The organism is Methylobacterium sp. 22177 (assembly GCF_052045615.1).
GTDB lineage: Bacteria > Pseudomonadota > Alphaproteobacteria > Rhizobiales > Beijerinckiaceae > Methylobacterium > Methylobacterium radiotolerans.
Map to the genome: position 1 here is coordinate 1 of NZ_JBQEPK010000008.1, position 25,613 is coordinate 25,613.

Consider the following 25,613-nt stretch of genomic DNA (forward strand, 5'->3'; position numbering starts at 1 on the left):
GCCTCGGACAGGCCGTAGCGCGCCCGGTAGAAGCCGTGGTCGAAATGCCCCGCCACCAGCCGCGCCTGCAGGTCCAGGAGCGCGTCCCGGTCGAGGGTCTCCCGCCCGATCGCCCCCAGCCAGCCGGTGTCCTCCACGGGCGCCCGCGCCGGCCGCAGCCCGCAGACCCGCAGCAGCGCCGCCAGCGTCGAGCGCCCCGGCCCGGGATCGCGCAGCTCCCGCCAGCCCGCCTCGGCGAAGTGCAGGAACGGCTCGCGCCCGCCCACGTCCGGGTAGGTCGCCCGGTACCAGTCCGCGTCCACCGCCGGCAGGTTCAGCCGGTGCGGCTCCGCGAACGGCTCGGCCCCGGAGAGCCGGGTCTCGGCGACGTAGCGGAAGAACGGGTCGTCGCTGACCGCCCGGCTGCCGGCCCGCGCCTGCACGTAGCCGGCCGGGTCGAAGTCCGGCCGCGGGCCGATCCGCGCCCGCCAGCCCTCCGCCACGTAGTGGCGCAGCAGCGCGGCGTCCGAGGCCCCGGCCAGAGCCTCGGCCTGCGGCTCGGGCAGGCGCTGCCGGTAGTGGGCGGCGTCGAAGTAGGGGGCGAGCGTCTCGATCCGCAGGGCGAGCGCGGCGTCCGGGTCGGGCCGGGCGGGACCGCCGTGGAGGACGTAGTGGACCAGCGGGTTCTGTGTGGCGAAGGTGATCCCGCGGGTGAGGCAGTAGGCCAGGGTGTCGAATTGCGGCGCCGGCTCGCGGCCCTCGCGCCAGCCCGAGGCCATGTAGTGGTCGACCGGGTCGACGCCGGCGGCGGCGAGGTCGGGATTGCCGGCGAGGTAGAAGGCGCCGTCGACGAGGCGGCGGGCGAGGCGGTGGGCCTCGGCCGTGTCGGGCCTCGGCAGGGCGGCCGCCTCCCCCTCCCCGCCCGCCCCGCCGCGCCGGCGCGCGAGGGCGTGCAGGAGCGGGTTGATGCCGGCGCGGGCGATGTGGGGATGGGCGGCGAGGTAGGCGGCGGAGTCGAAGTCGGGGCGCGGGTCGCGGCCCGCGCGCCAGCCGTGGACGAGGTAGTCGCGCACCGGGTCGGCCGCGATCCCGTACCAGCTCGCGTAGAACGCCGCGTCGACGTGCGGGGCCAGGACGGCGACCTGCGCGTCCGCGGTGACGAGATCGTCCGCCGCCGGCAGGCCGCGGCGGGCGGCCAGCCGGATCAGCGGGTTGCCGCTCGCGCGGACCGGGCCGGAGCGCGCCCAGCGATGGTACAGGCCGCGGATCTGCTTCAACGCGCGGCGCCCGCTCTGTCTCGCGACGGCCGCCGATCGCGGTCGGAGGCCGTGCCGGGCGCGGCGCTGGGGTCGAGACCTGAAGCTCGGGTGAGCATGTGTTCGCGCGGGCTGGATCGGAGGCGTGGCGGTGCGCCGGGCAAGGGGTCGCGCCGACGGCCCATCGCCCTAACGGAACGCGCGCGCGGGGTAAACAACGGCGCCCCCTGCCCCACGTCCCGCGCGCCCGTCCGGTGCGGTCAGATCAGGTCGGAGCGCCACGTCACGTTCTCCCGCACGATCCGCGCGGGGTTGCCGGCGGCCACGCAGTGGGCCGGCACCGTCCCGGTGACGACCGCGTGCGCGCCGACGATCGCGTTGTCGCCGATGACCGTGCCCTTGAGCAGGGTGGCCTGATTGGCGATCCAGACGTGGTTGCCGACCCGCACGGGCTTGGCCGGGTTCAGCCGCGCGCCGGTGTCCCGGGTGACGATGGAGTGGAAGTCGCTCGTCGTCATCCAGACGCCCGACGCGATCGAGCAGTCCGTGCCGATCTCGATAGCCTTCCCCTCGACGGGATTGAGGTGGACGAGCCCGGTGAAGCCGGTCCGGTCGCCGATACGCAGGACCGAGCCGGGGCCGATATAGATGTTGGCCATCGACAGCCGCACGTCCTCGCCGACGTCGAACCGGCAGTTCGACTCGATGACGATGTGCATGTCCTTGTCGGACACGCAGCCCCTGCCTATGCGGATGTAGTTGTTGTCGCCATTGATGTAGATCTTTCCCGCTTGGCTGTGCTGATCCCGCGAGTCAATGTCGATGACATTATTCTCCCCTTTGTCGAAGATATTCAAAGACATAATTCGCTCTGCGGGATCTGTGGAGGCCCCTGGGCGCGGCGCGGCCGAGGTCCGGGAGCGGACGGCCACACATCGAACCCGCGGAAGAATGCTCGCCTTCTGACATGACGATTACGGTATCGGCGTGCCGGGATCGGGATCCGTCGACATTCGGCGGCAGCGCCGATGACCCCGGGCCGGAAGCGGCGTTTGAAGATGTCTCTAAGCCATCGGGCGCCGTCCTCACAACTCGTGCGTCGGTTGACGTCCGAAGGGTCCTATGCCGTATGCCGTCCACCAGAGAAATCATGGGATGAGGCCGTCCGGTGGCTGAGGACAACACCCTGACGAAGGCCCTGGTGGACGTTCGGGCGCGCAGGGCCGCGCTGCAGAGCGACTACGACCGGATCGCGGCCGAGCTGACCAAGCTCCGGGCGGCGGAGGCCGCGCTGACCTCGATCGTCGAGGGGATCCCGCTGGAGGCCTCCGGTCTCCACGCGCCCGAAGGGCCGCGGACCGCCGCGGCCGACCGCTCCGTGCCCGCCTCGGGCGGCCGGCGCGGTGCTCGCGGTCCCCGGGCCAACTCGGCCAAGGGGCGGCTGAAGGCGCTGCTCGGCTCGGCCGGTCCGCAGGGCCTGTCGCATGCCCAGATCGCCGAGCGGCTGCCCGACGTCGCGCCCAACACCCTCAACACCTATCTCAGCATGCTGGTGACCGGCGGCGAGGCGATCCGGAACGGCGACTTCTTCACCGCCGCCGCGGCGCCCGACGGGGCCGAGGACGGTGAGGCCGAGGCCGATCCGGAGGCGGACGAAGAGGTCCCGCACGACGCCGCCGCCGAGTGATCCCGGCGCCGGGGGCGCGGCCACTGCGCCGCGCGCTTGAGATTGCGGCGCCCGGTTCGGTCAGGGCCGTCCGGCGCGGTCCCGTGCCCGCCGCGCCTCCGGGTCAGGCGGCCGCCGACATCCGGCGGATGATCGGCAGCATCAGCGCGCTCGGCGCGGCGGCCGGCACGGGGAAGATCGTGGCGGTCTGGTCGGTCTTCACCCGGGGCAGACGCTCGATCACGGTCCGCAGGTTCGGGAGCGTCCGCGCCAGGGTCGCGGCCAGCGTCTCGCCGGCGATCTTGGCCATGACGTATTCCAGGGTGTCGCGGGGCGCCTCGTCGATGGCGCTGGTCGACGGGTAGAAGGCCGCCACGGCGTCGCCGCGCTCCAGGCAGAACTGGCTCAGCTCGTAGAAGGCGGTGTTGTAGACGCGCATCATCTCGTCGAGGCAGGCGGGCTCGAACGGCGCGCGCTTCTGGCGGAAGATGCGGGGCGTCGCGAAGTGGTAGAGCTGCGACGGGCGCATCGCCAGCGCCGCGAGCTGCGCGGCGGCCGGCTCGGCGGCGTCGTAGCGCAGAACCTGGCAGCGGCCGCCGGCATCGCGGATCTCCCGGGCGATCGCCTCCGCCTCCTCGGCGCCGGACGCGTAGGTGATGCAGACCGCCCCGCCCCCGGCGGCGATCAGCTTGGCGGTCGCGGCGCCGAGGCCCCGCGACCCGCCGACGATCAGCGCCGACACCGCCGCGAAGGCGCCCGGCTCCACCAGCGCGGCGAGGTCCCGCAGGCTCTCCTGCTCCACCGGCCGCGGGCGGACGAAGCCCTCGACCCGGGCGACGAGGCCGGGGCCGACGGCGTCCAGCGTCACCGATTGCAGCATCGGCTGGAACCGCTTCACCGCGTAGCCGAGGCGCGAGCCGGTGCCGCCCTCTGTGACGGTCACGTCGATCTTCGAGAGGATCGAGTGGAGGCCGGGCACGAACATGCCGACGAGCGTCGAGAGGCCGCCCAGGGCGGCGACCCGGCCCGGACCGAGGGCGCGGGCGAGGCGCGGCGCCAGCGCGGCGATCGCCGCCGGGTCCGGCAGCGCGAAGGCACCGGCGAGCCCCGTCAGGGCCGCCGGATCGCGGGCGACCGGCTCGGCGGGGATCGCGACGGGCGCGACCTCGACCGCCTGACCCGGTGCCCGCTCGGCCGCGAAGGTCGCCTGGATCGTCAGGGTGCGGACGCCGTCCACCGCCACGGACAGGCGCAGCTGCCGCGCGTCCGCCTCGTGGACCGTCAGGACGGTGCGGTCCCCGACCAGCACGAACCGCTCGAACCGCATCTGCAGCGTCGCGAGCCGGTCGAGGGGATGGGCGTCGGCGCAGGCGTCGAGGGCCCAGAGGGCGGCGTGGACGCCGTGGACGGCGCGCTCGCCGGCCAGCGTCCGCCGGGCCATCCGCGCGTCCATGTGCATCGGGTTCACGTCGCCGGTCGCCCGCGCGAAGGCGGCCTGATGGGCCTCGGTCCAGGTCCGCGTCGTCGCGGCGGCGTCGTCCGAACCGGATCCGTTCATCGCGCAGCTCCTCCTCGGCCGGTCCCCGTCCCGGCCGGGCTGACCGGCCGCCGGATGCCCGGCCCCTTGCTTTATGACACGCGATCTCGCAAGAGGGCGGCGCTCGCACGCACGGAAAGGGGCCGGTCGATCGCCGGAGGGCAGGCATCCGCAGGGTGTCGCAGGGACCGGTATCGAGGATGACCACGGCTCGCGCCCTGTCGATCGGTTTCGTCGGAAACGTCGTCACCAACCCGTTCGGGAAGGTGGCGGGCCGCCTCGCGGATCTCGCCACGGTCTCGTGCGAGCATCTCCCCATCGGACAGATCGAGCAGGTGCTGGCGGGACCCGCAGCCGCCGACGTCCTGATCGTGCATCTCGACCACCGCTGGTTCTTCGACGTCGCTCCGGACGAGGCGGCCGTCGCCCGCGCGCGCGGCCTCGCCGACTTGGTCTCGGCGCGTCTCGCCCGCGCGCCGGGGACGATCATCCTCAACACCGTGCCGTTCGTGCCGGTCTCGTCCGTCGAGAGCGACCTCCACGACCAGCTGGAGGCGCTCGCGCGGGTGAACGCGGTGCTGTTCGACCTCGCCCGGGCGCAGGAGCGGGTCAGCGTCGTCGACGCCGCCGGCGCGCTGGCGCTGCTCGGCTTCGCCAACGCCTTCCGCGAGCGCAACCGGTACATGTACCAGATGCCCTACGCCCCGGCCGCCGTGGACGCGCTCAGCGAGCGCTACGCCGACGCCGTCGCGGCGCGGCTGCGGGCGCGCCGCAAGGTGGTGGTGGTCGACGCCGACAACACGCTCTGGGGCGGCGTCGTCGGCGAGGACGGCGTGGAGAACCTGGAGGTCGACAGCGACTATCCGGGGATCGTCCACACCCAGCTCCAGCGCCAGCTCCTGCGCCTGAAGGGCCTCGGGATCCTGCTCTGCGCGGTGACGAAGAACAACGAGGAGGATTTCCGCGCGGTCTTCGCCCAGCGCGCGATGCCGCTCCGCCTGGACGATTTCGTGGCCTACCGCAGCAACTGGACGGAGAAGAGCGAGAACATCCGCGACCTCGCCGCGACCCTGAACCTCGGCCTCGACAGCTTCATCTTCCTCGACGACAACCCCTTCGAGATCGAGGAGGTGCGCGCCCGGCTCCCCGGGGTCGAGTGCCACCTGTTCGACCGGACGCGCCCCGAGCAGGCGCTGACCCTGCTCGACGGGATCGCGTCCCTGCGCGCCCGGAACGTCACCGCCGAGGATCTGGCCAAGACCGAGCAGTACCGCGGCGAGGCCCAGCGCCAGGAGCTGCAGCGCTCCGCCGCCTCGATGGACGAGTACCTCGCCTCCCTCGAGATCCGGGTGCACGTCGCCCGCAACAACCCGGGCTCCCTGCGGCGGGTCACGCAGCTGATCAACAAGACCAACCAGTTCAACCTGACGACGCGGCGCTACACCGAGGACGAGGTCGCCACCGCCATGCGGGAGGGCGGCGTCTACGCGGCCCGGGTGGTCGACCGGTTCGGCGACATGGGCATCGTCGGGGTCGCCATCGTCCGGGGCGGCGAGCTCGAGACGTTCCTGATGAGCTGCCGGGCCCTCGGACGCCGCATCGAGGCCCAAATTCTGCGCCACGTCTGCCAGCAGGAGGGTGATCGGGACCTGAAGGCCCAGTATCGCCCGAGCGCGAAGAACCGGATGGTCGAGAGCTTCCTCGACGACAACGGCTTCGAACCCGTGAGCGCTGGCCCCGAGGGCAAGACGTACCGACTGACACGAGGACCGGATGACACCCCCTACATCCACATCGTCGCGGAGTGACCGCGGCGCCGTCGAGGCGGCTGCCCGCGCCACCTTCGCGCGGCTCGTCGAGACCTGGGGGCGCCCGGACCTGGAGAATCCCGGGCCCGAGGACGACGTGTACGAGCGGCTCGACTCCTTCGCGGTGGTCGAGCTCCTCCTCGAGACGGAATCCGAGATCGAGCGGACGGTCGGCCGCTACGTGCCGCTCGCCAACGAGAGCATCCTCGACAGCACGAAGTCGCCGCTCCGCCGCTTCCAGGGCTGGATCGACTACGTCGCCGAGACGGTCGAGCATGGCTGACCTGCGGTTCTCGCGCGCGACCCTCGCGGGGCTCGTCACCACGGTCGGCGCGCGCGTCCAGGCCTTCGACGACGAGGCGGCCGCCCTCGGGCTCGCCCCCGAGGAGGCGGAGCGCCTCAAGCGGGCCATGGGCTTCGCGACCCGGCACGTCGTCGCCGATCCCGGCACTACGACGGCGGATCTCTGCCTGCACTCGGCGCGCCACCTCCTGCGCGGCCTCGACCTGCAGCCCGACGCCGTCGACGGCCTGATCCTCGTCACCCAGACGCCGGATTACAGCTCGCCGTCGACGTCGATCGGGATGCAGCACCGCCTCGGCATGCGGACCGACACGCTCTGCTTCGACATCCGCCTCGGCTGCAGCGGCTTCGTCTACGGGTTGTCGGTCGCCTACAGCCTGGTCGAATCCGGCCTCGACCGCGTCCTGCTCTGCGTCGGCGACGTCGCGAGCCGCATGGTCGCGACCGGGGACCGGTCGATCACCCCGATCATGGGCGATGCCGGCGCCGCGGTGCTGATCGAGCGGCGCGAGAGCGAGAGCTTCTTCCAGCTCCACAGCGACGGCTCGGGCGAGAAGGCCCTGTTCATCCCGCACAGCGGCCTCCGGGCCGACGCCGAGGACGCGGACAAGCCCGGCACCATGCACATGGACGGGGCGCAGGTCTTCAACTTCACCCTGAAGCGCGTCCCGCCGCTGATCGAGGGCATCCTGGCCTTCTCGGACACGCGCGCCGAGGACGTCGACTTCCTGGTCCTGCACCAGCCGAACAAGTACATCCTCAAGAACCTCCAGCGCCGCCTGGGGCTCGACGACAGCAAGCTCCCGACCGGCACCCAGTCGGTCTACGGCAACCAGAACTCGGCCTCGATCCCCGGCACGATCTCGGGCTTCCTCGCGGAGGCCTACGCGGGCCGGCGGGTGCGCTCGCTGCTCGCCGGCTTCGGGGTCGGGCTGAGCTGGGGAGCCTGCACGATCACCACCGACCGGATCTTCGCGCCCCCGGTCATGACCTACGAGGAGACCACCCGATGACCGAGGGCGCATTCCTGGACGAGCTCGGCACGATCCTCGACCAGCCGGGGCCGCTCGCCCGCGGGCAGAGCCTCGGGGCGATCGAGACCTTCGACTCGCTCGGCATCCTCAACATCATGGCGCTCTACGACACGCTGGGCCTCGAGGTGGATCCGCAGCGGATCGCCGGGGCGGCGACCACCGACGACCTGATCGCGCTGGCCGGCGCGAAGCTGCAGGCCTGAGCCGATGTCGCAGCCGATCGCGGAGCCGGGGGGGCACGTCCTCGTCGTCGGGGCCAGCAGCGGCATCGGCCGCGCCGTCGCCGAGCGCCTCCGCGCGGGCGGGGCGCGGATCACCGCCCTCGCCCGGCGGGCGGACCGGCTCGCCGAGCTGGAGGCTCTCGGCTGCGCCGCCGTCGCGGCCGACGTCACCGACCTGCCGGCGATCGGCGGCGTGCTGCAGGCGGCCGTCGCCGAGCGGGGGCTCCTGACCGGGCTCGTGTACTGCGCGGGCGTCCAGGTCATCAAGCCGATGCGCAGCCTCGGCGTGGAGGAGGTCGAGCGCCTCTACCGCACCAACCTCGTCGCGCCGACCCTGTTCGCCGCCGCCTTCGGCAGCGCCCGGGTCTCGACCCGGGACGCGGTGTTCTGCGCGGTCTCGTCCGTGGCGGCCCAGCGGCCCGAGCCGGCGATCGTGCCCTACGCCGCCTCCAAGGCGGGGCTCGACGCCCTGATCAAGGGGCTCGCCCGGGAACTCGCCCCCCGGCGCGCGGTCGGCGTCGCCCCCGGCTGGCTCGACACCGAGATGACCCAGGCCCATGCCCGCCTGTACGGCGCGGAGTTCAAGGAGGCGCTGGAGAAGCGCAGCCCGGCGGGCGCCGCGACCGTCGAATCCGTGGTCGACGCCATCGCGTTCCTGATGTCGCCCCAGGCCCGGCACGTCACCGGCGAGATCCTGCGCGTCGACGGCGGGGCCGTGCTGTGACCGGGCCCGGGCAGCGGCTCGCGCTGATCGGCGGCGGCGGATTCTCCAAGGAGATCGCCGAGATCGCGCGCGCCCTCGGCCACACGGTCGAGAATACCTACTCCACTTCTCCGGAGGTCCAGGTCGGCCGTCACCGCGGCTATCTCGACGCGCTGCTCGCCGACCGGGCGGAGTTCGACGGCGTCGTCCTGGCGGTCGGCGGCGTGAGCCGGCGCGCGATCCGGGCGCGGGCCGAGCTGATCGCGTGGCTCGACCGGCACGGCCTCCCCTGCCCCGCCCTGGTCTCGCCTCGCGCGATCGTGAGCCCGGACGTCGCAATCGGCGCCGGCGCCTTCGTGGCGCACGGGGTGATCGTCAACGCCGATGCCCGGCTCGGGCGCTTCTGCGTGCTGAACTCGGCGGCCATCGTCGGCCACGACACGGTCGTCGGCGACAACACCACGATCTCGCCGGGCGCCTTCGTCGGCGGCCGCTGCACGATCGGCGCCGACAGCCTCGTCGGGCCGCTCGCCAAGGTTCTGCAGGGCCTCACCCTCGGCCAGGGCGTCACGGTCGGCATGGGCTGCAACGTCCTGCGCGCGCTGCCCGACGACGCCACGATCTGGCCCCGGGCGGACATCGTCGCCCCGGCACCGAAGCCGGCCGGTCAGGCCTGATGGGCGCGCGTTTGCTGGGCGTGGTCGGCCACACTAAGCTATTCGTTTCGCGATGAACGGGCTCCGGTCCGCGCATCGGCAGGAGTCATCATGAGCGCGCAGCCGCGGCCGTTCGAGCAGCCGATCTACGTCACCCGCCCGATGCTGCCGGAACTCGCGGTGTTCACCCGGCATCTGGAGGCGATCTGGAGCAGCGCCGTCCTGTCGAACGGCGGCCCGCAGCACGTCGAGCTCGAGCGGCGCCTCCAGGCACATCTGGGCGACGGCCACATCGCGCTGTTCAACAACGGCACCAACGCGCTGATGACCGCCGTCAAGGCCCTCGACCTGTCCGGCGAGGTGATCACGACGCCGTTCACCTTCGCGGCGACGCCGCACGTGCTGTCGTGGCACGGCATCGATCCCGTCTTCGTCGACATCGAGGAGCGGTCCATGACGCTCGATCCGGAGCGGATCGAGGCGGCGATCACCCCGCGGACCACCGGCATCCTCGCCGTCCACGTCTACGGCAATCCCTGCGACGTCTGGGCCATCGAGCGCATCGCCCGCAAGCACGGGCTGAAGGTCCTCTACGACGGCGCCCACGCCTTCGGGACCCGGGTCGAGGGGCGCGCGATCGCCGCCTACGGCGACGCCACCATGTTCAGCTTCCACGCCACGAAGCTGTTCCACACGGCCGAGGGCGGCGCGGTCGTGATGAACGATCCCGACCTCAAGCGCCGCATGGAGCTCCTGAAGAACTTCGGCATCGCCAACGAGGTGTCGGTCCCGGCGGTCGGCATCAACAGCAAGATGAACGAGCTGCAGGCGGCCCTCGGCCTCTGCCTCGTCGACGCCGTCGCCGGCGAGAAGCTGAAGCGCCGGGCCGTGGCGGAAGTCTACGACCAACACCTCGCGGACCTGCCGGGCGTGACGCGGCCCAAGCTGGCCGACCCGGCGGTGGACAGTCTCCAGTACTACTGCCTGCGCATCGACCCGCAGGAGGCCGGCATCGCCCGCGACGCCGTGTACGAGGGGCTGAAGCACTACAACGTGTTCGCGCGCCGCTACTTCTACCCGCTGTGCAGCGATTACGGGCCTTACCGGGACCTGCCGAGCAGCGCGCGGGAGAACCTCCCGGTGGCCAACCGGGTCGGCGAGCAGGTGCTGTGCCTCCCCCTGTTCGGGGATCTCGGCGTGGACGCGGCCGAGCGGGTCTGCGCCGCGCTCCGCGCCGTGATGACGGGGCCGGACCGGCGCTGACCGGCCGGTCAGAGCGGCGGGCCGCCCCGATCAGGCCTCGCGGAAGACCTTGAGCGCGTCGGACAGGTAGGTTGGATCGACGCTGAAGCTGCCGTGGGAAACGTGCAGGGGCGGGCGCCGCACGTCCATCCCCGCCCTGAACTGCGGGTGCGTCCCCGGCAGCGCGTAGTACCGGGCGCCCGCGAAGTCCGACAGGCTCTTGAACAGGGACATCTGAACCGCGAACGGCGAGACGATGCCCAGGATCTTGGCCTCGGGCGCGCAGAAGATGAGGTTCGAGAAGGCGGCGCCGACCGGGCCGGCGATATGGGACGCGGTCGCGAAGGTGACGACCTGCTCCGCGAAGGTCATCTTGGCCGTGTCGACGATCTCGAACCCGCTCGCCCTGAAGATCTCGGTGACCGCCTCCGCGTTCTCGATGTTCCGGCCCTGGAACCGCGCCAGAAAGATCTTCCTGTTCCGCGGCGTTCCGGCCGGGATGGCGATCGCCGCCAGGACCCGGTCCCGCAGCCAGGCCAGGCTGTCATGGTTGACGGCCGAGACCTGCCAGAACGGCGTCTTGGGGCAGTCCGGCACGTACGTCATCGTCGACGGCACGTGCAGCTTCGCGACGTCGATCCGGATCCCGCGCCTGTGGCGCACCAGCGCCCGGCCCGGGAAGACGATCTCCAGCAGTTCCAGCTCCTGCGGATACAGGTCGTCCGGAACGATCAGCGGCAGGCCGTCGAGCTCCGCGATCCGCTCGACGATGTAGCCCTTGGTGACGTACTCGACCAAGAAATGGAAATAGTTCACGCCGCAGCGGCCGCCCAGCAGGATCGCTTCTGGGACGTTCATCTCCGCGGTGTCGGGCAGGCGGGCGAAGGCGCTCTTCCGAGATCGGATCCGGTTGAGCGGATGGGTTGTCAGGAACTCATGCTGTCCAGCCACGAAGCTGAACTGCGGATCCGCCGCCGGCTCGGAGACCAGGAACGTGCCGCGCGATGCGATCTGAAGGGATCCGAAGACCTGAGCCTGGTCGATCGTCGCGCACCAGAGGCTCGGCCGCTTCACGGTCCTGTGCCGGGCTGCCTGCTCCGACAGGATTACGTCCGGGTCCGTGAACGCGAAATCCCCCTCGGGAGCGATGATGCGCCGCGCTTCGGCATACGGAGCGTCCGCGTAGATTCGCGCGATCGTCAGCGGCTGACCGACTTCCGCGGCCTGCATGGCCGCGTAGATGCGGAACACCATGAGGTACAGGAACGGGCGCAGTTTCCTGCCGCGTCCCTGCAGCGTGATGATGTGCTCGCGCAGGAGATCGAGAAAATCCGCCCGGACGACGCCGAACAGAATCGAAACCGCGACGAGCAGCGCGGAACCGGCGAGCAACGCCTTCTCGAAGCGGTGGCTCGGCGACCGCATCGGGGTGCGGAACCCGTACTCAGCGAAGTGCGCGACCGGATCGACCCCCGCCAGCGCGACGTCCTGATACCGGCTCAGGTAGAACTGCCGGTCGACGAGCGCCCGGGCCAGCCAGATCTTCATGGGTTTGGGTGATTGGCTCATCGGGGTTGTCCTGCATCCCGTTCAGCGGCGCGCCGGTCCGGTGCGACACCGGACCGGCGCGTTACAGGATCGCTCCGTGGTGGCGGGCCGCGTCGGCCTTGTCGGCCAGCAGGCGGTCGAAGCGGTCCCGCTCGAAGACGAAGTAGAAATTCTCCGCGTCCTCCGAGACGATCCTCGCACCGGTGCTGGTGTGGAAGCCGAGGACCTTCGTGTTGCCCTTCCGGACATCGAAGTGGCTCTGGTCGAACCCGAAACCCGCGAAGCCGATCTCGTAGATGGCGAGGGCCGAGTAGCTGGCGAGGCCGGGTACCGGCGGCGGCGGGATGATCCAGCTGCCCCAGGAGAAGGACTCACGTCCCTCGAAGCTCCGGATGTCGTAGAGCCGGACCAGGCCGCGTCGCCGACCCTCGTGCATGATGACGAAGTAGAAATCCTCGCCGCGCCGCTCCCGGGATTTGTACGCCTCGATCCACTGCGCCTGTTCCGCCACCGAGGGGGCGGGCTTGTTCAGGTAGCGGCCGATTGCGGCGTCCTGTCGGAGGTCGAAGATGAACGCGGCGTCGGAGACGTCGACCAGGCGGAAATGCGTGCGCGCCCGCGGATCGAGGGCGCGAAGTTGTCCGCAGGCACTGAGATCTCTGCGTGGGCTGTCCATGCTGCGCTCCGGCCTCTGCGGCCTCGCCGATGATCGTCCTTGCGAGCACGCGCCCGCCTGCCGCGGAAGGCGGGGCGTCCCGGTTACGGATCCCGCACCGCGGGGGCGGATCAGCGGGCCGCCTCGCGACAGGCCGCGACGACGTGCTGGACCTCCTCGTCGCGCATGTGCGGGCCGATCGGCAGGCTGAGGATCTCCCGGCCGAGCGTCCGGCCGAGATCGCTCGAGCCGAGCTTCGGGGCGTCGCGGTAGGCCTCGGAGTCGGCCGGCGCGATCGGATAGTGGATCTGCGTGTCGATCCCGTCCTCCCTCAGCCGGGCCGCCAGGGCGTCGCGGCGCTCCGTGCGGACGACGAACAGGTGCCAGACCGGCTCGGTGCGCGGGTCGACATGCGGCAGGGCGAGGCCGCAGCCTTCGAGGGCATCGCGGTACGTCCCGGCGATCGCCCGGCGGCGCGCGTTCCAGGCATCGAGATGGCGCAGCTTCACCCGGAGGATCGCGGCCTGGAGCTCGTCGAGACGCGAATTCAGGCCCCGCTGGCGGTGGACGTACTTCTCGCTGGAGCCGTAATTCGCGAGCTCGCGCATCCTGTGCGCCATCGCGCTGTCGGACGTCGTGATCGCGCCGCCGTCGCCGAGGGCGCCGAGGTTCTTGCCCGGGTAGAAGCTGAAGGCCGCCGCGTCGCCGAGGCTGCCGGCCGGGCGGCCGTCGAAGGTCGAGCCGTGGGCCTGGGCGGCGTCCTCGATGCACAGGAGTCCGTGGCGGCGGGCGAGGTCCCGCAGGGCCGCCATGTCGGACGGCTGGCCGTAGAGATGGACCGGGATGATCGCCTTCGTGCGCCCGTTGATCGCCCGCGCGGCGGCCGCGGGGTCCATGTTGTACGTGGCCGGGTCGGGCTCGACGGCGACCGGCGTGGCGCCGACCTGGCTGACGGCGAGCCACGTGGCGATGAAGGTGTTCGACGGGACCAGAACCTCGTCGCCCGGACCGAGGTCGTGGGCGCGCAGGATCAGGTGCAGGGCGTCCAGGCCGTTCGCGACGCCGATGGCGTGCTCGGCCCCGCAATAGCGGGCGAACTCGGTCTCGAAGGCCTCGACCTCCTCACCCAGGATGTAGCGCGAGCGATCGAGGATCCGGTGCCACGCCGCGTCCAGATCGGCGCGGATCGTGTCGTGCGTCCGGCTCAGATCGAGAAACGGAACCTTCATTGCAAACCCTTGGCGCGGAGGAACGCGTCGTAATCCCGGTAGTAGTCGCTCTCCTCGTATCGCTCCGAGGCGAGAGCAAGGCAGACCGCGCCGCCCGAGAATTCGTCGATATCGCGCCAGGTCATGCGCGGGACGTAGAGGCCCACATTGGGACGGCTCATCCGGAAGCTCTGGCGTTTCTCGCCGTCATCGAGATGCACAACGAAGCTACCGGATACTGCGATCAGGACCTGATGCAGGGCCTTGTGGCTGTGTCCGGCCCGCATGGCGCCGTCGGAGACGTCGTAGATGAAGTAGACGCGCCGGATCGGGAACGGCACATCCGCTTCCGCCTCAATGGGCGTGAGGGCGCCGCGCGGATCTCGGATCTGGCGAAATTCGATCAGATGCGGCTCGTCGGTCAAATCCATGGAAAACTCCAGCCCGGATCCTGTGCGCGCCGGGCGACAATGTCAGCCCGATACTGCGGCCCGTGGACCTGATGTGGCTCTGCTGCGCATGCCGGCACAGCTTCCCGCGCCGGGCCGTCCTAAGCCGGCAGGGACCGGTCCGCAACGGTGGCTCAGGAATCGGCACGCGAGGCGAAGGGCAGTGCCCGGACCACCCGTCGAAGCAGAGAAGGCCTGTCCAGTGCGGTCTGGAATGGCGGCGCGGGCAGGGTTGCGGTAGGCGCAGGGCTAGCAGGCATGCGCGCCGTCGGCTCCAGTTCGGCGACGGCCGCCGTAACGGTCTGGGGTGATACGCGATAGTTCGCGTGAAAGGCGTGACCGTCCTCGTTCGTGGTCGCGCCGCGCAGGAACGTGATCCGCGCGCCGCCCGCCTCGATGAAGCTCGTATAGCCCCGGAAATTGAAGCTCAGGTTGGCGTGGATCAGGCCGAGGATCCGGCAGTCCGGGCGGCAGAACAGTCCGTTGGTGAGCGCCGAACTCGACGAGCCGACGATGATGTCGGCGGCGTGGAACGCCTCGACCTGTTCGAGGAACGTCATCGTCTCCGGGGTGATGACCTCGAAGCCGTGCGGCCGGAGCGCCTCGGCGATCTCGACCTCGTTGACCAGCTGGCGCTGCGCGAAGGCCTTGCGCGAGATGAACAGCCGGCGGCCGGTGCGGCCGCTCAGGGCCCCGCGCGCGCGGGCGCTGTCGAGGATGCGGGTGCGCAGATCCACCAGGATGTCGGCGGGCCAGATCGTGTCGTAGACCCGCTGCCCCGGCCGCATCTCGAACGGGAAGAAGGCGGGCACCGGCGCGAGGCCGAGCCGGCCGAACGCCACCGGCCGGGGCGGCAGCTTGATGATCGGGCGGTCGCGCGCGTCGAGGAGTCGGACCACCTCCTCGTGGGTCGCCGGCATGTGGTCGTCGATGCAGAGCGGGATGCCGTCCGGGCAGCGCGGGTCGTTGTAGGCCAGCATGCGCGGGACGAACTCGCAGAACCAGTGGCCGTAATTCCGGCTCTGGAGCCCGAACATCGACAGGCCGGCCTCGATCGACAGGCTGTCCTCCGGAACCTCGACGAGGGCCCGCCTCTCCCCGAAGGCCGCCATCACGATCTGGTCCGGGTTGACCCCGTCCTGGAGCAGCACGTCCCGCCGGCGGGGATGGGCGGCGAGGTCGTAGATCAGGTGGCCGTCCTTCACGACGAGGTTGCTGCGCGGGAAGGCGTGGCAGCCGTCGACGAACGCGAGGTACTGGCTCGGCGCTTCCAGGTCCCCCGGTTCCGAGGTGAGGGGCGGCGGCGGTTCGGTGAACTTGAGCTCCGGCGCCTGGATCGGCCTGGGCGGCCGAAGCTCGGCGTAGTCGATGCCCGGCCGGCCGGCCAGGGACGCGGCGGCGACCATGTCGTAGCAGGCCAGGGGGCCGGCGCCGATCAGCCGGCGGGTCGTCTCGTGCAGCGCGACGGCCGCGTCGAAGTCGCCGGCCTCGATCAGCGCGTCGAGCTGCAGCCGGCGCAGGTTCTTGATCTTCTTGGCGAGCGGGTCCCCGTCCCGCGAGACGAGACCGGGGGCGCCGCCGTTGAGGTCCAGGGCGAGGCGGTAGCACTGGACGCTCGCCTCGGCCTCGCCGCGCAGCTCCAGCAGCCACGCCCGGTCGATCAGGTCCTCCATGACCCGGGGCCGCAGCCGGTTCGCGTCCGCGGCGCGCAGCCGCGCGACGACCGGATCCGCCTCGGCGAAGCGTCCGCGGGCGCAGAGGTCGCGCAGGCGCGCCTCCGCGGCGGCCAGCGCCCAGCGGCCGTCGTCGCGGCCCGCCAGTCTGGCCGCGAGGTCGTAGGCCTGGGCCGCGAGATCGGGCGCGCCGCCCCCGTCCAGCCGGAATGCCAGGGCGTCGAGATGGCGGATCATCGTGCCGGGACTGGTCCCCGCCGCTTCCGGATCGGCCGCGAGCGCGCCGAGCCGCGCGATCAGGTCGGCCTGGCCGCCGCGATGATCTCTGATCAGGTCCAGGAAGTGTGACATGTTCCGCGCGCTCGACCGGCCCGTTCCCGGCCTCGACGTGGTGCCAACCTCGGACGGCCGCCGGCAGGTGCGGGCCGCGCATCGGGCGTCGTGGCAGGAGCACACCCTTAGCGTCCCGCCGCGGAACTGGTAAATCCCCGTCCCGAACCGGTCGGGGCTTCGGGTGCCGGCCGGATGCGGCGGCGACGGTCCGGCGCGCGGATGGGAGAGGGAAGGCCTTCGGATGCCGGAGTCGGGGAGTCTCGAGGTCGACGGTGATCGGATCGCGGCGGTCCGGACGCTTGGGGCCGGCCGGCAGGCGGGTCGCGACGGGGCGCTGTGCGCCCTGGAAGCGGTCGCCCATCTCGCCGGCGAGCCGCTCTCGGACCGGCCGGCCTGCGCGTCCCCCGTGATCGCCGCCTTCGTCCGAACCTGGAGCGACGGCCTGCCCCAGGTGGAGCGGGACGGACTCATCCTCCCGCTCCTCCCCCGCCTCGTCGGGACGCGCGGTCCGGAACCCGTCGAGCGGCGCCGGGCCGGGATGGTGGCCGACTGGCTCGTCCGCGTTCACCTGCCGGCGTGGTTCCACCTCGCCAAGCTGAACGTCGAGGCCGACGTGCTGGCCGGCCTGCCCGAGATCCGCGATCTGAGCGACCTCGCCGGGCTGTGCGACGACCTCCGACGCGCCCGCAAGCGGGCGGCGATCGCCAACCTCACCCTGCGCCAGACCGGCCCCTCCGTGCGGGCGGCGGCCTGGGACGCCGCCCAGCGGGCGGCCTGGACGGCGATCCGGGACGATCTGGAGGCGGCCGGCGGGCCGATCCTCGCCGCCGGCTGGGACGCCGCCTACGCGGCGGCCTACGCGGCGGCCCGCGCCTCCGGCAAGGCGCCCCTGGACCCGACCCGGCGCGCGCTGCAGGACACAGCCCGGACGCTGCTCGAGCGCCTGATCGCGGCGGGCGAGGCCGGGCCCGAAGGGGCCCGCCCCGCCGATCCGCGGCCGTGAGCGGCGACGCCGCCGGCGGGCCGCCCGGGCCGGGGCTCGCGGGCGCCCGCTGCCTCGTGCTGGGCGGCGGCGGGTTCCTCGGGCTGAACCTGTGCAACCGCCTCGCGGCGGCGGGCGCCGAGGTCACGTGCTTCAGCCGCAGCCACCCGCAGGCCGAGGTCCTGGACCGGCGCGTCGCCCGGGTGTCCGGCCAGTTCTCCGACCGCCTCGCCCTCGCCAACGCGGTCGAGCGGCAGGACGTCGTCTTCCACCTGATCGCCGGCTCGATCCCCGAGAGCTCCAACCGCGACCCGTCGGCGGAACTCTCGGCCGCGCCGATCGCCACGCTGCACCTCCTGGAGATCTGCCGCTCGGCCCGGATCGGGAAGCTCGTGTTCGCGTCCTCCGGGGGCGCGATCTACGGGATCCCGGGCGCCATCCCGATCCCCGAGCGGGCGCCGACCGACCCGATCTCGGCCTACGGCATCAGCAAGCTGATGATCGAGAAGTCGCTGCACCTCTACCGGCACCTGCACGGGATCGACTACCAGATCCTGCGGATCGCCAACCCGTACGGACGCTTCCAGCTCGGCACCAAGCACCAGGGCCTGATCGGCAGCTACATCCACCGCGTCCTCACCGGCCAGCCGCTGGAGGTCTGGGGGACCGGCGCGGTGGTGCGCGACTTCCTGCACATCGACGACGTCAGCGACGCCTTCCTGGGCGCCGTCGCCTACCGGGGGCCGCACAAGGTACTGAATGTCGGCAGCGGCCGGGGCCTCAGCGTCAACCAGGTCATCGCCGAGCTGAAGGCGGCCTTCGGGCGGGACCACCTCCCCTGCCTGCACCGGCCGAGCCGCGCCGCCGACGTGCCGGCCAACGTGCTCGACACCGCGCTGATCCGGGCGGAGCTCGGCTGGCAGCCCCGCGTCCCCCTGCAGGCCGGGCTCACCGGCACCATCGCGTGGATGCGCGCCCATCTGGCGCGGTCGCGGGCGGCGGGCGCGCCCTCCGGCACCGGCTGACCGGCCGGATCGTCGATCCGCCCCGGAGCGGCCACGTTTGTCGGCGACAGCGCGCGGCACCGATCCGCGAGGAGACCCCATGTCCTTCCTGCACGATCTGCCGATCGCCGACCTGATCGCGCATTACGGCTACCTGGCCATCTTCGTCATCATCACCCTGGAGAGCGCCGGGCTGCCCCTGCCCGGCGAGACGGTGCTGCTGACCTCGGCGGCCTACGCGGGCAGCACCGGCAACATCAACATCGCCGTCGTCGTGGCGATCGCCGCGACCGCCGCCATCCTGGGCGACAATGCTGGCTACTGGGTCGGCCGCCGCTGGGGCCTGCCCCTGCTCCTGCGCAAGGGGCACCTGATCGGGCTCGACCACGGCCGGCTCAAGCTCGGCCAGTACCTGTTCCGCCGGCACGGCGGGAAGATCGTGTTCTTCGGCCGCTTCACCGCGATGCTCCGGGCCTACGCGGCCGTCCTGGCCGGCGTGAACAAGCTCGACGCGCGCCGCTTCATGGCCTTCAACGCCCTCGGCGGCGTGGCCTGGGCCTCGATCATGGGGTTCGGCGCCTACCTGTGCGGCCGGTCGATCGAGAACGTGATGGGGCCGGTCGGCCTCGGGCTGCTGGCCTTCGTCCTCCTGGGCGCCGTCGCCCTGTGGCTGTTCATGCGCCGGCACGAGGCGCGCCTGATGGTCGCCGCCGAGGCCGAGATCCCGGGGCCGCTCGGCGGGGGGCTCGGCGAGGCGCCGGCCGATCCTGCGCTGGGGCCTGTCCCGGCGCGCGGCGGCGTGGACCCGGACAGCCCCGTCCAGGCGGAGTTCCAGAATCAGATCGAGGCGCTCCTGGCCCAGCGGTCGCGCGCGGCGCCGCAGGCCCCCGCGCGCGCGGCCGTCCGGACCCGGCGCGCGCCCTGGCCCCTGTGGTTCAAGATCCCCGTGCTGCTCGTCGCCGCCGGCGCCGGCATGGCGGTGATCTCCTGGCACGACGGCGTCACCGGCGGCTTCTACGGACGTCTGATCGGGCATGTCGGGATCCTCGGCATTGCCCTGATCCTCGTCGTCCCGGCCCTCCTCCTCCTGGTGGTCGGCCGGCGGCTCCCGCGTCCGGAGGACGAGGCCGACGCGGAGTCCGAGGAGGCCGTCGGGCTGGCGGCGTGACCGCCGCGCCGGACGGCCCTCGCGCTCCCGGCGCAGGGTTGACCGGTCCCGGAGCCGATCGTACAGCCGGCCTCGACCCGACAGGGGCGCCCCGTCGCGCCGGCCTCCGGCCGATTCCGCCGGCGGCCGCGTGCCCGAGATCCGTCGGGCCCCGCGACTGAGACGGAGCCGACCTTGGGCGAGGACGTAGAGGCGCTGCGGGCGGAGCTTGCCGAGACCCAGGCGCGGCTCAAGGAGGCGCAGGGTGAGCTGGCCCGCTTGGTGCGCCTCGCCGAGGCGGATCTCCAGCGCCGGCGTCCCGGCGAGCAGTCGAGCGTCGTCGCCTCGTCGGTGCGCCGCCCCGCCGCCAAGGAGGTCGCGGCCCGGATCGCCCGGTTCGCTCACCTGTACCGGGAAGCCGCCGAGGCCACCCCGGACCGCGCCCCGGTCGTCCCCGAGCAGACGATGCTCGCGTGGCTCGAGACATCCGGCCTGTTCGACCGCCAGTTCTACCTCGCCTGCAACGACGACGTCGCCAATGCCGGGGCCGATCCGATGATGCACTACTACAATCACGGGTCGGAGGAGGCGCGCCTGCCCTCGACGCTGTGAGGCCCGTCGACGGCGCGGGTGCGCGGCGGGATGACCCTCTCGAAAGTCTTTACCCGATCCGTGATCGATCGAGACAAGTATAAAGTCAGAAGAACGGCCGATAGACTTCGTGATCGTCTCTATCGGCCGCGTTGACCCTCCCCGCCCCGTGATCTAGGGAGCGGCCGGACGGGGGCGTGCGAGGGATCAGACCGATGCAGGACGGTGCAGGCGCGAGCGCGCCGGGCTCGACCACGGCTCCGCCCGCGCTCGAGCCCTGGCAGGACGACTTCGCCACGATCTACGCCAGCGGCCTGTTCGACCATATCGGCTACGCGACGCGCTATCCCGATGTCGGCCTCACCGACCTGTCGCCCCTCGAGCACTACGTGAAGTACGGCGCCCGGCTCGGGCGCCGGCCCCGGGCCGACTTCACCGCGCCGCCGGACGAGACCTTCGACGGCAGCTTCGTCAATCCCTTCGCGGCCTGGATCCGGGCGCGCGCCGAGACCCAGCCCGCGCCGGCCTGGAACCGGCCGGTCGTCTCGGTCCTGTGCATCAGCTACAACCAGGCGGCCTTCATCCGGCAGACGCTGGAGAGCATCCTCGGCCAGGCGACGGACTTTCCCTTCGAGCTGCTGGTCGGCGACGACCGCTCCACGGACGGGACCGCCGAGATCATCGCCGAGTACGCCGCGCGCCACCCCAACCTCGTGGCGGTCCTGCGCAGCGAGAATCTCGGGCCGAACCGGAACTTCGCCGACCTCGCGGCGCGCGCCCGCGGCGAGTTCGTGGCGATCTGCGAGGGCGACGATTACTGGACCGACCCGCGCAAGCTCCAGCGGCAGGTCGATTTCCTGCGGGCGCGCCCGGAATTCACCCTCTGCTTCCACCGGGTGCGCGTCGTCTACGAGGACATGCCGGGGGTCGACGAGCTGTACCCGAAGCAGTGCAGCCCGCAGCCGTCGCTGTCGGACCTCGTGGCGCACAACTTCGTCCAGACCAACAGCGTGCTCTACCGCTGGCGCTACCACGGCGAGGAGGCGTTCGTGTTCGACGAGGGCATCGCCCCCGGCGACTGGTACGTCCACCTGATGCACGCCGAGGTCGGGCGCGTCGGCTTCCTGCCGGAGGTGATGGCGGTCTACCGCAAGCACGCCGCCGGGATGTGGGCCACCTACGCCACCGAGCTCGCCCGCCACAAGAAGCTCGGCAACTCCGAGATCGCGTTCTTCCGCAAGCTGCGCGGCCATTTCGGCGGCCGCTACGCGGCGGGCTACGAGGCCGCGCAGAAATCGATCTTCCGGCGGCTGGCCGAGGCCTATCTCGACGAGGAGGACGTGCCGAGCCTCGGGCGCCTGATCGACGCCAACCCCGACATCGCCCGGACGGCCCTGCACGATATGGGCCTCGACGCCCCCGAGGTGCTCACCGGCGACCCCGACGCCCTGCGCGCGTGGCTCATGGAGCAGCTCACGGTCAGCGTCATCGTCACGGCCTACAACCACGCCGCCGATATCGGCCGCTGCCTCGACGCGGTGCTGGGCCAGCGCGGGCTGTTCCGGCTGCAGGTCGTGATCGGCGACGACAAGTCGACCGACGGCACCGCGGAGATCGTCGAGCGACACCGGGCGCGCGACCCGGAGCGGATCGCGGTGCGGCCCCGGCCGCACAATCTCGGCATGCTGCGCAACATGCAGGACTGCCTCGCCGCCTGCACGGGCCGGTACGTCGCCTTCTGCGAGGCGGACGATTACTGGCTGTCGGACCGCAAGATCGCGATGCAGATGCGGATGCTGCGCAACGACCGCAAGCTGGACATGTGCTTCAACTGGGTGCTGCTCCACTACCCGGCGACCGGCTCCTACGTCCCGCACGACGAGCAGGGCCGCTATCCGACCGGCACGATCAGCTTCCCGGTCCTGGCCAACTCGCCGCTCACCGCGAACTTCTCGTGCTGCTTCTACCGCGCCGAGGCCCTGCGCCGGGTGCCGGAAGCCTATTACGCGAACGCCTCGGCGGCCGACTGGCTGATGAACCTCTACGTCGCCGACAAGGGCCGGATCGCGTTCCTGCGGGAGCTGCTCTCGGTCTACACGGTCCAGGAGAAGGGCCAGTGGTCGGGCCTGCCGGAAGACATCAAGAACGCCCGGATCGCGCAGTACCAGAAGGAGTTCGCCGCCATCTTCGGCGAGGGGCGCGGCTTCGAGAAGTACGAGGTCGGCTGCACGGTGGCCGAGCTCGACGGCGAGCTGCCGGATTCCTTCGCCCGCGCGAACCTGGAGGCCCCCCAGGACCGGGTCTGGGCCGAGATCCAGGACGGGCAGGTGGTGCTGGCCGGCTGGGTCGTCTCGGCGAGCCGCGCCAAGGCGACGCTGATCGTGGAGGCCGACGGCGAGGTCCAGCGCATCCCCGCGGACGTCCACCGGCCGGACGTGATCGCGGCGGTGCTGGGCGACCTGCCGACTACGATGGAGGAGGCCCGCTGCGGCTTCCGCTTCACCCTGCCCTACGCGCTCCACCTCGAAGTGCTGCTCTCCATCGAGGTCGAGCACGAGGTCGTGCCCTGGCTCTCGGTGATCTTCACCCACCGGGTGAAGCGGGCGGCCGAGCGCGGCTGATCGCGGGCGGGGCGTCGCGACACGCGGGGCGGCGCCCTTCGAGCCGGCCCTATCGCCGCCGACCGCCGAGGAGGTGGCGCACCCGGGCCAGCGGCGTGCGGGTGCGGGCCCGGTCCAGGGCGCCGCGGATCTCGGCGGCCAAGCGGGTCGCGACGATCTCGCGGGCGGGATCGTCGTAGTGGACGACGTCGTAGAACGTCCCCTCCTCCCGGTCGCGGAAGATGCCGCTGAGGTCGAGGGCCGTGAAGGTGCGCCGGTACGGGCGCCGCGCCGCGAGCTGCGCGGTGAATGCCTCCAGCTTGGCGTACTGACGGTCGAGATAGGCCAGGAACGCCCCCGAGGCGACGCCGCGCTCCACCTCGGTGAGGTGGCGCTTGCGCAGGATCGTCGGTTGCAGGACGCTGACGATTGGCACCCCGTGGTCGTGGGACAGCTTGGTCAGCCGGTGCGCCGCCAGTTCGTAATGGTGGACGATCGCGTCCTCCCAGCCGGGGCTCTGCCAGCCCACCTCGGCCCGCAGCCGCTTCAGCTCCTCGTAGATCAGCGTGATCAGCGCCTCGTAGGACAGGCCGTCCTCGCGGGCGCGGGGATCGTGCGTGTCGAAGAAGTGGTCGTAGAGCCGCTGGGTGATGAAGGCGTTGTAGGGGTGGCCCGGCCGGGGATCGTAGGTCCAGGGCTGGAACAGGTCGGTGCTGCCGCTGAGCACGAGGATCGCGTCGGGGCTGTAGGTCACGAGGCGCGACCAGATCAGGTGGGTCATCTGCGTTAGGCAGCTCGACATCACCCCGAAATTGTAGACCTTCGCGCCGTCGAGGCCGCCCGCCCGCAGGATCCGCTCGAGGCGGCCCGGCAGGGTGTTGGCGATGTCGCCGCCGTCGATCGTGGTCGAGTCGCCGACGACCAGGATCCGGGTCTCGCCCTCCGGCTTGCGCGCGACGATCGGGACGGCGTTCAGGAAGCCGTCCGCGTCGAACGGGACGCCGTAATGGCTCGCCCCCGGCTTGCCGGCGAACTGGATGAACGGGCTCGGATAGCGCGTGTTCGAGTCGAGGTAGCCGAAATGGTGCAGGAACTTGCGCCGCCGCGCCGCGTCCTCGCTCTCCGGCGGGGCCCAGATCTGCTCGACGCCCGGGGCGGTCAGAGCCGCCATCATCGCGTCCCTGAGTGCCGCGTAGCCGGCGGCGTTCAGCCGGACGCCGTCGTCGCTGAGAGCGGGCCTGAGCGCACCGGTCCCGGTGGCCAGGACGGCGTCGTAATCGATGAACTGCGCGCCGTACGCCTGCACGTGATCGCGCAGCCACGCGTTGACCTGCCCGATGAGCGGGATGGGCAAGCCGGCCGCGGCCGGCGCGGCCGGATCCACCGGCGGGATCGAGCCGACCCAGGTCCGCACGTAGAGGTCGCGCGCGTCCTGCAGCATGGCGACGAAGTCGGCCACGATGCTGTCCAGCGACGGCGCGGACATGCCGCTGAGGATGTCGTCGCGGCCGCCGATGAGGTGCAGGCCGCGGGCTCCGTAGAGGGCGATGTCGGAGCGGAGCCGGCGTCCCATGTCCCGGGTCGACTGGCCGGCGATCCCGCGCGCGACCGTCTGGGGTCCGGAGAAGAGCGGCGGTGTCCCGGCCACCAGCTCCGCCGTGACCGAATCGCCGAAGAACAGGATCGGCCCGAACGGGAACAGCGGCTTGTCCTGCATCGGCGTGCTCATGCCGTCGCGATCCGGGGCGGCGTCAGCGCGCCGCGAAGACCTCGATCCCGTCGAGGTGCAGGTGCTGCTCCTCGTCGAGATCGATCTTGAGGTAGCGGAACCGCGCGTTGTCGAACCGCAGGTGGAGGGGCAGGCCGGGATGGCAGTGGGCGTCCACGGCGTCGAAGACGAGGCGGTAGTCGCCCTCGGTCTCGCCCAGCCAGACCCGCATCAGCTGCGCCCGCTCGCTGAGCTGCCCCCAGCGGTTGTAGATCCGGATCTCCGAGACCCGCTCGACCGCGCCGAGGTCGAGGACGAACCAGGGGTTCCGGTCGAGCCCGGTGTGGAAGAAGAACGACGGGTCGCCGGTGGTGCGCTCGCCGTAGGTGCCGCTGGTACCCGACCAGGGCGAGGCGGAGCTCGCCGCCCAGGTCTTGCCCAGCGCGATGTTCTCGGAGGGGCGCGTCGCCACCAGCGTGTCCATCTCCAGCTCGTCGATCAGCGTCCGGATCTGCTTGGACGGCTGGCGCAGGGGCGGGATCTCTAGGTCGAGCTTGTAGATCAGGTTCGACAGGATGCTCTGGTCGAAGCGGTGGTCGATGAAGCCCTCGAGATCCGGCAGGCCCATCTGGTTCGGGATGTCGGTGACGACCCGCGGATCGCCCGCGTAGCGCAGCCACTCGGCCACGAGCCGGCGGGTGGCGGGGCTCACCATGAAGGCGATCCAGGAGGCCTGGATCTGGTCGGCGTCCCAGTAGCGCGCCGCGTCGCAGTCCATCAGCACGAAGCAGTCGCGCTTGGTCCAGGCCCGCTGCGGCTTGCCGTGCAGCACGCCGACCGCGACCCGGCGCTCCGAGCCGTCGAGCCAGGTGAGCAGCGGCGCCACCGGCGGCAGCGGGTCGTCGCCGACCGCCTGCATGCCGGTGTCGCTGAAGACGACGAAGTCGCCGTCGCGGCGCTTCTCCAGCGCCTCGGCGATGACGTAGGGCTTCCAGGCCCAGTTGCCGGCGCCCCGGGACCGGTCGAGGATCTCCCGGTGCTCCCGGTAGAACGGCGTCTCGCGCAGCCGGTCGGGGGACCAGCTCTCGATCGTGTCGAAATCGCCCGTGGCGGCGGCCGAGGCCACCAGCCGGCGCTGGCTCTCGACGTAGTGGTACTTGGCGGCGAAGCTGACCAGGGTGGTGTGGCGCGGCCGGAGCCGGCGCCGCAGCCGCATCAGCACCTCGGCCCGGTGCATGTCGAAGGCGTTGACGCGCAGGGCTTCCGGGGATGGGTCAGCGCTGGCCAAGTCTGTCCTCCGGCGGTGGCTC

General features: G+C 71.7%; 21 protein-coding genes and 2 pseudogenes. 13 read left to right on the plus strand and 10 right to left on the minus strand.

Features of this window, described 5'->3' with window-relative positions; genetic code table 11:
- A pseudogene (locus tag ACTJK8_RS10220) lies at positions 1–1,256 on the minus strand (glycosyltransferase); the annotation flags it as partial.
- 239 nt (positions 1,257–1,495) lie between these two features.
- A complete protein-coding gene (locus ACTJK8_RS10225; protein WP_246694651.1) occupies positions 1,496–1,969 on the minus strand; it encodes an acyltransferase in 474 nt (157 codons plus the stop codon).
- 434 nt (positions 1,970–2,403) lie between these two features.
- On the opposite strand from ACTJK8_RS10225, the gene ACTJK8_RS10230 reads away from it, so the two are divergent.
- On the plus strand, positions 2,404–2,922 hold the full coding sequence (locus ACTJK8_RS10230; RefSeq protein ID WP_440761869.1) for a hypothetical protein: 519 nt from the start codon (positions 2,404–2,406) through the stop codon (positions 2,920–2,922).
- A gap of 103 nt (positions 2,923–3,025) precedes the next feature.
- Here ACTJK8_RS10230 and ACTJK8_RS10235 read toward each other — a convergent pair whose 3' ends face one another.
- Positions 3,026–4,459, minus strand: a complete 1,434-nt coding sequence (locus ACTJK8_RS10235) for an SDR family NAD(P)-dependent oxidoreductase (protein ID WP_012318197.1) — start codon at positions 4,457–4,459, stop codon at positions 3,026–3,028.
- A 179-nt stretch (positions 4,460–4,638) separates the two neighbouring features.
- Between ACTJK8_RS10235 and ACTJK8_RS10240 the strand changes: the two genes are divergently transcribed.
- From ACTJK8_RS10240 to ACTJK8_RS10270, 7 genes are all read left to right on the plus strand, one after another.
- Positions 4,639–6,246 (plus strand): HAD-IIIC family phosphatase, encoded by a 1,608-nt coding sequence (locus ACTJK8_RS10240; RefSeq protein ID WP_024830686.1) that lies wholly within the window; start codon positions 4,639–4,641, stop codon positions 6,244–6,246.
- Complete coding sequence (locus ACTJK8_RS10245; RefSeq protein WP_012318195.1) at positions 6,212–6,529, plus strand: hypothetical protein; 318 nt, start codon at positions 6,212–6,214, stop codon at positions 6,527–6,529. Before ACTJK8_RS10240 ends, ACTJK8_RS10245 begins: the two co-directional genes overlap by 35 nt.
- Positions 6,522–7,562, plus strand: a complete 1,041-nt coding sequence (locus ACTJK8_RS10250; protein ID WP_024830687.1) for a ketoacyl-ACP synthase III — start codon at positions 6,522–6,524, stop codon at positions 7,560–7,562. Before ACTJK8_RS10245 ends, ACTJK8_RS10250 begins: the two co-directional genes overlap by 8 nt.
- Entirely contained in the window at positions 7,559–7,786 is a 228-nt protein-coding gene (locus ACTJK8_RS10255) for a hypothetical protein (protein WP_012318193.1), read from the plus strand. The genes ACTJK8_RS10250 and ACTJK8_RS10255 overlap by 4 nt, the downstream gene beginning before the upstream one ends.
- 4 nt (positions 7,787–7,790) lie before the next feature.
- Positions 7,791–8,528, plus strand: coding sequence for an SDR family NAD(P)-dependent oxidoreductase (locus ACTJK8_RS10260; RefSeq protein WP_012318192.1), 738 nt, complete (start codon positions 7,791–7,793; stop codon positions 8,526–8,528).
- The gene (locus ACTJK8_RS10265; protein WP_440761870.1) at positions 8,525–9,184 is read left to right on the plus strand and encodes an acetyltransferase; all 660 of its coding nucleotides are present in this window, start codon (positions 8,525–8,527) and stop codon (positions 9,182–9,184) included. Before ACTJK8_RS10260 ends, ACTJK8_RS10265 begins: the two co-directional genes overlap by 4 nt.
- A gap of 90 nt (positions 9,185–9,274) precedes the next feature.
- Positions 9,275–10,426, plus strand: a complete 1,152-nt coding sequence (locus ACTJK8_RS10270) for a DegT/DnrJ/EryC1/StrS family aminotransferase (protein ID WP_058607947.1) — start codon at positions 9,275–9,277, stop codon at positions 10,424–10,426.
- A 30-nt stretch (positions 10,427–10,456) separates the two neighbouring features.
- On the opposite strand, the gene ACTJK8_RS10275 is transcribed toward ACTJK8_RS10270, so the two are convergent.
- The 5 genes from ACTJK8_RS10275 to ACTJK8_RS10295 form a co-directional block, all read right to left on the minus strand.
- Positions 10,457–11,974, minus strand: coding sequence for a glycosyltransferase family 61 protein (locus ACTJK8_RS10275; protein WP_440761871.1), 1,518 nt, complete (start codon positions 11,972–11,974; stop codon positions 10,457–10,459).
- Positions 11,975–12,035: 61 nt separating this feature from the next.
- The gene (locus ACTJK8_RS10280) at positions 12,036–12,629 is read right to left on the minus strand and encodes a GNAT family N-acetyltransferase (protein ID WP_440761872.1); all 594 of its coding nucleotides are present in this window, start codon (positions 12,627–12,629) and stop codon (positions 12,036–12,038) included.
- Between the two features lie 110 nt (positions 12,630–12,739).
- On the minus strand, positions 12,740–13,837 hold the full coding sequence (locus ACTJK8_RS10285; protein WP_440761873.1) for a DegT/DnrJ/EryC1/StrS family aminotransferase: 1,098 nt from the start codon (positions 13,835–13,837) through the stop codon (positions 12,740–12,742).
- Positions 13,834–14,247: a sugar 3,4-ketoisomerase gene (locus ACTJK8_RS10290; protein ID WP_440761874.1), complete on the minus strand. Its 414-nt coding sequence runs from the start codon at positions 14,245–14,247 to the stop codon at positions 13,834–13,836. Before ACTJK8_RS10290 ends, ACTJK8_RS10285 begins: the two co-directional genes overlap by 4 nt.
- 152 nt (positions 14,248–14,399) lie before the next feature.
- A complete protein-coding gene (locus ACTJK8_RS10295) occupies positions 14,400–16,289 on the minus strand; it encodes a glycosyltransferase family 61 protein (protein ID WP_440761875.1) in 1,890 nt (629 codons plus the stop codon).
- Positions 16,290–16,512: 223 nt separating this feature from the next.
- On the opposite strand from ACTJK8_RS10295, the gene ACTJK8_RS10300 reads away from it, so the two are divergent.
- From ACTJK8_RS10300 to ACTJK8_RS10320, 5 genes and pseudogenes are all read left to right on the plus strand, one after another.
- On the plus strand, positions 16,513–17,274 hold the full coding sequence (locus tag ACTJK8_RS10300) for a hypothetical protein (RefSeq protein WP_440761876.1): 762 nt from the start codon (positions 16,513–16,515) through the stop codon (positions 17,272–17,274).
- Entirely contained in the window at positions 17,271–18,278 is a 1,008-nt protein-coding gene (locus ACTJK8_RS10305; RefSeq protein ID WP_440761877.1) for an NAD-dependent epimerase/dehydratase family protein, read from the plus strand. Before ACTJK8_RS10300 ends, ACTJK8_RS10305 begins: the two co-directional genes overlap by 4 nt.
- Positions 18,279–18,357: 79 nt before the next feature.
- Positions 18,358–18,993, plus strand: a pseudogene (locus tag ACTJK8_RS10310) (DedA family protein); the annotation flags it as partial.
- Between the two features lie 606 nt (positions 18,994–19,599).
- A complete protein-coding gene (locus ACTJK8_RS10315; RefSeq protein ID WP_010685040.1) occupies positions 19,600–20,016 on the plus strand; it encodes a hypothetical protein in 417 nt (138 codons plus the stop codon).
- 194 nt (positions 20,017–20,210) lie between these two features.
- Positions 20,211–22,616 carry a glycosyltransferase family 2 protein gene (locus ACTJK8_RS10320; RefSeq protein WP_440761878.1) on the plus strand — a complete coding sequence of 802 codons (2,406 nt, stop codon included), beginning with the start codon at positions 20,211–20,213 and terminating at the stop codon, positions 22,614–22,616.
- 49 nt (positions 22,617–22,665) lie between these two features.
- Here ACTJK8_RS10320 and ACTJK8_RS10325 read toward each other — a convergent pair whose 3' ends face one another.
- Both ACTJK8_RS10325 and ACTJK8_RS10330 read right to left on the minus strand, forming a co-directional pair.
- A complete protein-coding gene (locus ACTJK8_RS10325) occupies positions 22,666–24,324 on the minus strand; it encodes a GDSL-type esterase/lipase family protein (RefSeq protein ID WP_440761879.1) in 1,659 nt (552 codons plus the stop codon).
- A 22-nt stretch (positions 24,325–24,346) separates the two neighbouring features.
- Positions 24,347–25,591, minus strand: coding sequence for a hypothetical protein (locus ACTJK8_RS10330; RefSeq protein ID WP_043073355.1), 1,245 nt, complete (start codon positions 25,589–25,591; stop codon positions 24,347–24,349).
- Between the last annotated feature and the right edge of the window lie 22 nt (positions 25,592–25,613).